The following is a 10,017-nucleotide window of genomic DNA, read 5'->3' as shown; positions in this document are numbered from 1 at the left end:
ATGTTTGATACTCATATTGCTGGTGGTTTTAGCGAAGTGGAAATACCCAGCTCCATTCCGAACCTGGAAGTCAAGCACTTCTGCGCTGATAATACTGCAGGGTCCCCTTGTGGAAATGTAGGTCGCTGCCAGCTCTTGAGTATATTATTCTAAAGCTTACCATTAGCAACTAAGATAAGTTGGTAATGGTAAGCTTTTTTTTAGCCCTCTTTTTTATGCCTTTAACTCTTAATTATTAAAAGAAGAGATTCCTCTCTCCTTTCTTATAATGTTTTTTCTTTTAAATCAACTACATTCAAATAATTTTTAAATGAACTTTGTTCTAGATTATCTTCATTATATGATTCAATTAATTTGCCAATAAAGCTTGGTAGTTCTTTCGCAGTAATCTTAATTCCTGTTTTATGTGCAAATCTACTTTCATTAACACCGTGTAGTTGACCACCTAAAATCACTTCATACCCTTCAACTCTATTTTTATTTTCATCTCTTACTTTTGTACCAACAAATCCAATATCTGATATCTGGGGATGAGAACATGCATTTCCACAACCTGAAATAGCAATATTTATATTTTCTTTGAAGTTTGGATGATCTTTTTCTAATTGAGAAACAACAGTTTTAGCAAACTCTTTAGTTTCAGTTATACCAAATTTACAAAATTGTTTACCCGTACATGCTTGTAATCTTGCTCTAAAAGGGCTTGGGTTATATGGGTAGCCTAATGCATCAATTTCATCGGCTAATGCTTGTGCATCATCACTCTTGACTCCATATATAATAAAGTTCTGTGTTCCTGTTAGTGCCATACCTTTTGCAGAGTATTTATTACATACAAAAGAAATAAGTTCTAGGTCTTCTGCTGCAATTCTTCCTGAATTTGTTGCAAAACCAATAAAGGATTCATTTTCTTGTTTTGCTTTATGAATACCAAAATGATTTCTATTTTCAAATGATGTAATTTTTGGTTCATCAAATCCATCTTGAAGTTTATATCCTAATTTTAATTCTAATTCAGTAATAAACTTTTCAAGACCCCATTCATTAAATAGGTGTCGTACTCTTGCTTTATTTCGATTTTGTCTATTCCCATTATCTCTAAAGATTTCAGCACAGGCTACTGCTACATCTCTCACTTGTTCTGGCTTTACATACTTGTTGGCTCTAGTTGCAATTTGTTTTGATTTTGCTAATCCACCTGCAATAGTTAAATCAAATAAAATATCATCATCTTCAGTTTTAAAAGCAGTAAAACCTAAATCTTGTATTTCATGGGAAGCAGTATGTTTTGCACAACCAGAGATTGAAAGTTTGTATTTTCTAGAAAAGTTACAGAATCTGTCATCATTTTTATCAAAATATCCATCAACTTCTTTAACTAAATCAGTTGTGTCATAAATTTCATTAGGGTCAATTCCAGCTATTGGAGAAGTTACAATAGGTCTAGGACCATCTCCTGACGCCATCCTTGATGTTAGTCCAACAGATTCTAGTAGTTTGAATATAGTTGGCAAATCTTTTATTTGTATATAGTGAAACTGAACATTTTGTCTTGTAGTAAAATCTACTAAACCTTGGGCATACTCTTTTCCTATTTTAGAAAGTACTTCTAATTGTTTTAAATTTATTTTTGCATCAACAATTTTAATTCTTTTCATGAAGTATTTCTTATCTTCAGTTTGTTCTGAATTAATATGAGGGTACATTCCATACCACTTTAATAAACCTATATATTCTTCACTTAAAGCAATTCCTTCTTCTGCTTCTTTATATATATCTTCAATAACATGAAGTGGATTTCTAGAAGCTTTAAGTTGTTCTAATGGAGATAATTCTTTAATACTCAAAGTATTCCTTTTATTTTAAATAGTTTTGCATTTGTATTTTAGTTGTTTTTAGTGTCAAGATAGTGGTATATAGATTTCTAAATGATATATAGAGTTATGTGTGAGTAGAATAAAAAAAAGCCCCGATAAAATCGAGGCTTTGGTATAGAAAACGAATACTACAGCCTAGATTCGTATCTTCTAAGCATGTATAATCTCTTAAGCATTTTCTTTCTAGCGTTAATTTTTTGCTTCTTTCTTTTTTCAGTCATCGGCTCAAAAAATCTTCTAGCTCTAGTTTCAGTTACAATAAGATTTCTATCACATTGCTTCTTAAACCTTCTATATGCTTCGTCAAAAGATTCGTTATCTTTAACTTTAATGCCTGGCACTAAAATCACCCACTTTCTTTTTAAATTTAGGGTTGCATTATATTTAAAGTTTACTTAATTTCTATTTAACTATTAAAAAGGTATAATAAAGGTAATAAGAATAAAGGTTTTAAATTGGAATTAACACACCTAGATGAAAATGATAGACCTAAAATGGTTGATGTTTCATCAAAGAATGAAACAAAAAGAATTGCAGTAGCTTCTGGAATTATAACTATGAGCAAAGAAGCATATGAAGCAATTATTAATAATACTGGTAAAAAGGGTCCTGTTCTTCAAACTGCTGTAGTTGCGGCAATCATGGGAACTAAAAAAACAAGTGATTTAATACCAATGTGTCATCCTTTATTATTAACTGGAATAAATTGTGATATTGATGAATTACCAGAACTTCCAGGTTTTAAATTAACTGTTAGTGCAAAGTTAAATGGACAAACAGGTGTTGAAATGGAAGCTCTAACTGGTGTATCTGTTGGATTATTGACTATTTACGATATGGTAAAAGCAATTGATAAATCAATGGTTATTTCAAAAGTTCAATTAGAGTCAAAAAGTGGTGGTAAAAGTGGAGATTTTACAAGATGATAGATTTAAGTAAAGAGAAACTTCAATTAGATTATCCATGTTCATGGAAATATAAAATTGTAATACATGAAACATCTAATGCTAATAAGATTACAGAAGAAATTCTTATTAAAAGAGAATACTCTATTGAAAAGTCAAAAGTAAGTAAAAAAGGTAAATTTAAAAGCTATTCTTTAGAGTTAATTGTTCATAATGAAGATGATAGGAAAGAGATTTACAAAATGTTAGGCGATCATAAAGATATTAAAATGGTGCTTTAGGACATAAAGATGAAAAGAAGAGATTTTTTAAAATCAACAGCATTAGCTTCATTATTTGGAACTTCAAATTTATTTGCAAAAACAGATACTTTTGATAGTAGTTTTGAGAAAATAATTAACAATATCTTTGGAAATAAAGATAGTGAGCTAGAAGAAATAGATAGAAATAAAGATGAGTATGTATTAAGTGAAGAAGAGTATATAGGTGAAGTAAAAGACTCTTTACAAATTAATACAAAAGATACTAATAACTCTTCTATTGCTAGAAAAAATAAAACGATTATTGAAGATGTTTTTATAGAAGAGAAGTTTTTAAAAGAGTTCCAAAGTGTTAGAAAGAAAATTAATCTTGTACAAAGACATGTTGGTTATGGAAACTTTAATATTATTGACTTTGATTATATGTTAAAAGTTGCAAGACACTCTAGTAAGATGGATGAGTTTACTAAAAAAGAGTTAGATTTTTTAGAATCAATTTTTTATTATGATCCTTCTATTCATGGTTTTTATGGTAAAAGAATTTCTCAAAATATTACTGATTCTATAAATAAAAAAGATGTTAGGAAAATCCCTTATACAGGACACTATTTATTTAAAGGACATCCCGAAGAGACTTATTATCAAATGATTGATGATATTGGAGAAAGTTTGACTTTAACTTCAGGTGTAAGAAGTATCGTAAAGCAAACTAAACTTTTTTTAGATAAAGTACATAGTGTAGATGGTAATCTAACAGATGCCTCTAAATCTTTAGCACCTCCTGCATATACTTATCATAGCATTGCAGATTTTGATGTTGGTAAAAAAGGTTTTGGAAAAGCTAATTTCTCATCGAGATTTGCATTAACAGATGAATTCTTCAAAATGAGAAAATTAAAATATATAGATATGAGATATACAGTTAACAATAAGGATGGTGTAAGGTATGAACCTTGGCATGTTAAGATTATTTAAACTTTTTTTACTACTTCTGCTTTCACAAAATATTTATGCTGATAGTCATGATTTTGATTTTGACTTTATTAAAAAAGGGAAAGAAGATAATAATACCTTACTAATTATTGGTGGTATTCAAGGAGATGAGCCAGGTGGATTTATGGCAGCATCACTAATTACTACTCATTATAAGATTAAGAAAGGTTCTGTTTGGGTTGTTCCTAATCTAAATTTCTATTCTATTATTAAAAGAGATAGAGGACCTTTTGGAGATATGAATAGAAAGTTTGCAAAAATATCTTCTACAGATCCTGATTATGACTCAATCCAAAGAATAAAAGAATACATCACTTCTGATGAAGTTAAACTTGTATTAAATTTACATGATGGAAGTGGTTTTTATAGAAAAAAACACATAGATAGATTACACTCTCCATTAAGATGGGGACAAAGTGCAATTGTTGATCAAGAATCAATTGATACTGAACATTATGGAAATTTAAGTGAAATAGCAAATGAGGTTGTAACTTCAATTAATAGTAGTCTTATTACTTCAAAACATAAGTATAGAGTTAAAAACACTCACACTAGACTTGGTGATAAAGAGATGGAAAAGACATTAACTTACTTTTCTATCAATAATAAAAAAGCAGCTTTTGCAAATGAGGCTAGCAAATCTTTACCACTACATGAAAGAACATATTATCATTTATTAGCTATTGAAAAATATATGGATATTATGGGAATTGAATATGAAAGGTATTTTCCCTTAGAACCTATGGCTGTTAGAGATGTTATTGATAACGATATCTATATTAGTTTTTACGATGAAAAAATTCAATTGCCATTAAGTGAAATTAGAAGTCATTTAGGATATTTCCCTATAAAAAAAGATGGAAGTTTAGAATTTAGTCCTTCAAACCCTTTATTAACGGTTATTAAAAGAGGTGATGGATATGCAATTCATTATGGGAATAGAAGACTTGCAGTGCTAAGTCCTGATTATTTAGAGCATGAAAGTATTGATAAAAATATTGATGTAACAATTGATGGCAAAGAGTTTACTGTTCCATTAGGTTCAATTATCAATGTGGATAAAAACTTTAAAATTAAACCAATAAAAGATTTAAGAGTAAATGTAATTGGTTTTGTACATAAGAAAAATGATGAAGCAGGTGTAACAGTAAATAAAAATAGATTACTTAAAAGATTTTCTATTGATAAAAGTGGAAAGATATTTCGTGTAGAGTTTTATAAAAAAGATAAATTTGCTGGAATGGTTTTAGTGAATTTTGATAAAAACCCTAATACAACGGCGAGAGTTTCTTATTTCAACAATAAAAATTATAAAAGTTCTACAAATTCATTGTAGAACTTTTTATTTATAAATCAACTAATTCTTTTTTGATCTTTTCTTGATTTACTTTTTTACAAGCTACTTTGTAAAGTTCATTAACTCTTTCTTCATCATCTTTGATTAGTTCCATTGTTTCTTGAATTGATTTTCCTTCTTCAATAGCAATAAAAACTTTTAGCTCTTTTTTTGTAAGTTTTCTTTTTAAAACCTCTTTTAAATCCTCTTCAGATTTTAAAGTACCTACTAACTTATCAATATGTTTTGTTAAAGATTCTGTAAAGTTCACTTTATTCCTTTATCCATGTATTTAATTTGTCTATATCATCATAAGAAGTTAAGTCTAGCATTATAGGAGTAATTGATATATAGTTTGCTTTAATGGCTTCAAAATCACAATCTTTATTCTCACTTTCTTGCCAAATTAATGGATGTAATCCAATCCAATAATACTCTTCTCCTCTTGGGTTATAGTGCCTATGAGTATCATTGCCATACTCTCTAAAACCAGCTTTAGTAATTTTTATTCCTTTACACTCTTCTTTTTTTATAGGAGGGATATTTACATTTAAAAATCTTCTTTTGCCTAAAGGAAACTCATTAGCTAATATTTTTTTAGCAAGTTTAAAAATAGTATCTTTTGCAAGAGCAAAGTCCCAACCATTTTTAATATCTTGGCATCTATCTTTACATACTTGTGAAATAGCAATTGCAGGAACACCTTGAAGCACTGCTTCCATAGCTCCTGCAGCAGTTCCACTGTAAGTTACATCTTCACCCATATTTGCACCAATATTTATACCACTAATTACTAAATCAGGTTTATATCCTTCTTTAAATAGATTATTTAATGAGATAAAAACACAATCAGTTGGAGTACCATCATCAATTTTATAAAAATCATCATCCACATTTACCATTCTAAGTGGTTTGTCAAGGGTTAATGAGTGACCACAAGCTGATTTATTTTTAGCAGGAGCAACTACTACTATTTTAGCAAGAGAAGATAAAGCCTCAACTAAAGCTTTAAGTCCTATTGCATCAAAGCCATCATCATTTGTAATTAATATTTGTTTCATCATGCAACTACATAAGCTCCATCAATTTGTTTAATTAGGGTCTCTACTTGTGAAGTAACAGCAAACCCTGTCTCTAGTTCTACATCTGCAAGCTTTGATTTTACAATTACTCGTAAACTTCTTTTCCCTTGATTATTGGCAACTATTTCAAAAAGTTTAAACATAGTTTCATCTGTATGATTAAATGGTAGAGCAACAGTTAAAGGTGGCTCTTCTTTTTCCCTATGTTTTGTTTTAATTTTCTCTTTTTTTGCATCATCTAAAGATTCAATCTTTAGGATATTCATTCTAGTAAAATCACCATCTTTTGTAACTTTTACTTTAAATGCAATTGGCTCATTTAAATCAAACTTTTCTTCAAGCTCTTTTAATCTATTTTCAAAAAGCATAATCTCAATATTTCCGTGAAGGTCAAGGATATTGGCAATACCAAATTTATTTCCTTTTTTTGAAATTTTTTGAGTTATTTCTTCAATTTTACCAATAATCAATGCTTGTGAACCATCTGCAACTTCATCAATTTCTGAACTAAGAGTATAAGAAATTTTATCAAGGTCTTCTCTATAGCTATCTAAAGGGTGTCCTGATACATAAAAACCTAAAGAAGCTTTCTCAAACTCTAGTATCTCTTTTGGTTCATATTCTGGTAAGTGTTCTAAATCAAGTTCAATTCTAGTAAGCTCTTCACTGTCACCAAAAAGTGATCCCGTTGCCATTTTTTTTGCAGTCATTGCTTTACTTACTGTATCACCAATAACTTCTATTTGATCTAATAAAGATTTTCTAGAATACATAAAGCAATCAAAAGCACCTGATTTTGTAAGGGATTCTATTACTCTTTTATTTACTTTACTTCCATCAATACGAGAAATAAAGTCAGACATATCTTTAAAGTCACCATTCTCTTTTCTTTCTTTTAAAATTGAGTTAATAGCAACATCACCTGCACCTTTAATAGCACCCATACCAAACATTACAACTTCTTCACCATCAATTTTCTTTGCAGAGAATACAAGGTCAGATTTATTTATATCAGGTGGGAAAAGATCTAGACCTAATCTTTTAACTTCATCCACATATTTTACAACTTTATCTGTGTTATCTTTTTCTAGTGTAAGAAGTGCCGCCATAAATTCAGCAGGGTAGTAGCATTTTAAATATGAGGTATAGAATGTAACTAATCCATAAGCAGCTGAGTGAGATTTATTAAAACCATATCCTGCGAATTTTACAATCAGGTCGAACAGTTCTTCACAATGCTCTTTTACATAACCTTTTTTTACTCCACCTTGGGCAAACTCACCTTTAAGTCTATCCATCTCTTCTTTAATTTTTTTACCCATAGCCCGTCTAACTAAGTCCGCACCACCAAGTGAGAAACCACCGATTGTCTGCACAATCTGCATAACTTGCTCTTGGTAAACAATAACCCCGTAAGTTGGTTCTAGAATAGGTTGTAATGGTTCAATAAATTCATCATAGAAGTAAGAAATTTCTGCTCGTCCATGTTTTCTATCAATAAAGTCATCAAGCATCCCTGACTCCATCGGACCTGGTCTATAAAGTGCAAGCATCGCAATGATATCTTCAAATCCTGAAGGTTTAAGTCTTTTTGCAAGATCTTGCATACCAGCCGATTCTATCTGGAATAATCCAATTGTATTACCTGTTTGGATTAGGTCATAAACACCTTTATCATTAACATCTGTTGTTAAGAAGTCAACTCTTTTTCCATGTCTTTTTTCAATAAGTTTATTTGCTTCTTCAATAACTGTTAGGGTCTTTAGACCTAAGAAGTCGAATTTAATTAAGTCAACATCTTCTACATATTTACCATTATATTGGGTTGCAATTGTATCTAGTCCAGAAGGTTTAAATAGAGGTGTTTTTTTCCATAAAGGTTCATTTGAAATAACAACACCAGCTGCGTGTGTACCTGCATTTCTATTTAGACCTTCTAAGGCTAAAGCAAACTCCCACACTCTTTTTGATAGTGGATCTGAGTCACAAAGTTCTTTAATCTTTGGTTCTTTTTCATATGAATCTACAAGATTAATTCCAAGTTCATCTGGAATAAGCTTTGCCATTGCATCTGCTTTTGAGTATGGCATATCAAGAACTCTGGCAACGTCTCTAATAACCCCTTTTGCAAGAAGTTTACCAAAGGTAATAATTTGAGCAACGTTTTCCCTACCATACTGTTGAACAACATAGTCAATAATTTCTCCCCTTCTACTTTGGCAGAAGTCCATATCAATATCGGGCATCGATACCCTTTCTGGATTTAGGAACCTCTCAAATAGTAAGCCATAAGGCATAGGGTCAATATCTGTAATATATAAAGAATAGGCAACTAAACTTCCCGCAGCAGAACCCCTTCCTGGACCAACAGGGATTTTCATCTGTTTTGCTACAATAACGAAATCCCATACAATAAGCATATATCCTGGGAATTTCATGTTATTAATAATATCAATTTCAACTTGAAGTCGGTCTCTATACTCTTGATGTTTTTCCTCTGGAACAATTTTAAGTCTATCTTCTAAACCTTTCCAACATTCATGGATAAATAAGGCTTTATCGTTTTCTAAAGAGTATTCTTCATCTGGAAATGGTATTTCAAGATTTTGTTCTCTTAATTTATCTCTAGTAAATTTAAAGTTTGGTGGAGTAGGATCTCCTAGTTTTATCTCTAAATTACATTTATCAGCAATCTCTTGAGTTGCTTCTATTGCTTCAGGAATATCAGCATAAAGCATTGCAATTTGTTCTGGTGATTTTAAATAAAATTCATGAACTGAGTGTCTTAATCTATTTGGATCATCATAAAGTTTATTCATTGCAATACACATAAATGCTTCATGGGCATCAGCATCTTTTTGTTTTAAGTAGTGTGTATCATTTGTAGCAACTACTTTTATTCCTGTTTCTTGTGAAATTCTTAAGATTTGGTCATCAACAAAGTGCTGGTCACCAATACCATGTCTCATAATCTCTAAATAAAAATCATCTCCAAAGATATCTTTGTATTCTAAGGCAATTCTTTTCGCTTCTTCATAACCTTTAGCACCGTTTTTTACGTTTCTTTCATTTTGTAAATTTAAATGCCAGTTTACTTCTCCTTGAAGACAAGCAGCACTACAAACTAGACCTTCAGAATTTTCCCTTAACATCTTTTTATTAATTCTAGGATAGTAGTAAAAACCATGCATATAAGCTTGTGATGAAAGATACATAAGGTTTTTATATCCAGTGTCATTTTTTGCATATAAACATAAGTGAAATCTTTGTTTTGTAGATTTGTCACCTATTTCTTCAGAGTTGTGAATATATGCTTCCATTCCAATGATTGGTTTTACACCTTGCGCTCTCATTGCATTATAAAAGTCAATAGCTCCAAACATGTTTCCATGGTCTGTCATGGCAACACTGTCCATTCCTAACTCTTTTATTTTTTTTGCAAGGGGTTTAATCTTGTTTGCACCATCAAGTAATGAATATTCTGTATGTAAATGTAAATGGGTAAACTTTGGTATTTCTGACATGAATTTAACTTTTATTTTGGATTTCTTATAGATTTAATTA

At 30.4% G+C, this 10,017-nt stretch carries 9 protein-coding genes and 1 rRNA gene; 5 read left to right on the top strand and 5 right to left on the bottom strand.

Translation table 11 applies throughout. The annotated features are described in order from the left end of the window. Nucleotides 1-18 precede the first annotated feature (18 nt). Nucleotides 19-134: ribosomal RNA gene (gene rrf, locus CRV01_RS08910) — 5S ribosomal RNA — on the top strand. Between the two features lie 129 nt (nt 135-263). Here rrf and CRV01_RS08905 read toward each other — a convergent pair. Both CRV01_RS08905 and rpsU read right to left on the bottom strand, forming a co-directional pair. Continuing rightward, a complete protein-coding gene (locus CRV01_RS08905; RefSeq protein ID WP_258238371.1) occupies nt 264-1,847 on the bottom strand; it encodes a nitrite/sulfite reductase in 1,584 nt (527 codons plus the stop codon). Nucleotides 1,848-2,005: 158 nt separating this feature from the next. Then, on the bottom strand, nt 2,006-2,218 hold the full coding sequence (rpsU, locus tag CRV01_RS08900) for a 30S ribosomal protein S21 (protein ID WP_114840528.1): 213 nt from the start codon (nt 2,216-2,218) through the stop codon (nt 2,006-2,008). A gap of 114 nt (nt 2,219-2,332) precedes the next feature. Here rpsU and moaC point away from each other — a divergent pair, with 114 nt between their 5' ends. The 4 genes from moaC to CRV01_RS08880 are packed head-to-tail and all read left to right on the top strand — an operon-like array spanning nt 2,333 to nt 5,371. Beyond that, complete coding sequence (gene moaC / locus CRV01_RS08895) at nt 2,333-2,803, top strand: cyclic pyranopterin monophosphate synthase MoaC (protein ID WP_129007855.1); 471 nt, start codon at nt 2,333-2,335, stop codon at nt 2,801-2,803. Beyond that, the gene (locus CRV01_RS08890; protein WP_129007854.1) at nt 2,800-3,063 is read left to right on the top strand and encodes a YbeD family protein; all 264 of its coding nucleotides are present in this window, start codon (nt 2,800-2,802) and stop codon (nt 3,061-3,063) included. The genes moaC and CRV01_RS08890 overlap by 4 nt, the downstream gene beginning before the upstream one ends. Nucleotides 3,064-3,072: 9 nt before the next feature. Next, complete coding sequence (locus CRV01_RS08885) at nt 3,073-4,017, top strand: M15 family metallopeptidase (protein ID WP_129007853.1); 945 nt, start codon at nt 3,073-3,075, stop codon at nt 4,015-4,017. Further along, nucleotides 4,001-5,371 (top strand): M14 family metallopeptidase, encoded by a 1,371-nt coding sequence (locus CRV01_RS08880; protein WP_258238370.1) that lies wholly within the window; start codon nt 4,001-4,003, stop codon nt 5,369-5,371. Before CRV01_RS08885 ends, CRV01_RS08880 begins: the two co-directional genes overlap by 17 nt. 10 nt (nt 5,372-5,381) lie before the next feature. On the opposite strand, the gene CRV01_RS08875 is transcribed toward CRV01_RS08880, so the two are convergent. From CRV01_RS08875 to dnaE, 3 genes are read right to left on the bottom strand one after another with little or no spacing between them, the layout of a single operon-like run. Next, a complete protein-coding gene (locus CRV01_RS08875) occupies nt 5,382-5,642 on the bottom strand; it encodes a hypothetical protein (RefSeq protein ID WP_129007851.1) in 261 nt (86 codons plus the stop codon). A 1-nt stretch (nt 5,643) separates the two neighbouring features. Beyond that, nucleotides 5,644-6,432 (bottom strand): 5'/3'-nucleotidase SurE, encoded by a 789-nt coding sequence (surE, locus tag CRV01_RS08870; protein ID WP_129007850.1) that lies wholly within the window; start codon nt 6,430-6,432, stop codon nt 5,644-5,646. After that, a complete protein-coding gene (dnaE, locus tag CRV01_RS08865; protein ID WP_129007849.1) occupies nt 6,432-9,977 on the bottom strand; it encodes a DNA polymerase III subunit alpha in 3,546 nt (1,181 codons plus the stop codon). The genes surE and dnaE overlap by 1 nt, the downstream gene beginning before the upstream one ends. Between the last annotated feature and the right edge of the window lie 40 nt (nt 9,978-10,017).

Origin of the sequence: Arcobacter sp. CECT 8983, assembly GCF_004118855.1 — a bacterium.
In the GTDB taxonomy this organism is placed as follows: Bacteria; Campylobacterota; Campylobacteria; order Campylobacterales; family Arcobacteraceae; genus Halarcobacter.
Note: the sequence above shows the minus strand (reverse complement) of the source record. Positions and strands in the feature narration are given on the sequence as shown.